General features: G+C 67.5%; 1 protein-coding gene. It reads right to left on the bottom strand.

Annotation, left to right across the window (positions count from 1 at the left end; all coding sequences use genetic code 11):
• On the bottom strand, window positions 1-243 hold a 243-nt coding region (locus D452_RS27615), incomplete at both ends, for an HNH endonuclease signature motif containing protein (protein WP_040693024.1).

Here is a 243-nt window from a genome sequence, read left to right as displayed (position 1 = left end):
GGGTGGTCGGGGTGGGTGGCCTCGGTTGCGGCCGGACCACATCCTGTTGTCCTTGCGCAGCCCCCACCGGTGCTTGAGCCGGTTGTGGGTCGAGCACAAGGGCTGGATGTTCTCGACGCTGGTGCGTCCGCCCTGCCACCACTCCACGATGTGATCGGCCTGCGTCCACTTCAGGGGCACATCACACCCGTACTGCCAGGCGCAGGTGGTGTGCCCCAGGTAAGCGGCCGCCTTGATCTGCGG

The organism is Nocardiopsis prasina DSM 43845 (assembly GCF_000341265.1).
Taxonomy (GTDB): Bacteria; Actinomycetota; Actinomycetes; order Streptosporangiales; family Streptosporangiaceae; genus Nocardiopsis; species Nocardiopsis prasina.
This window is presented reverse-complemented; position numbering and strand designations above follow the sequence as displayed.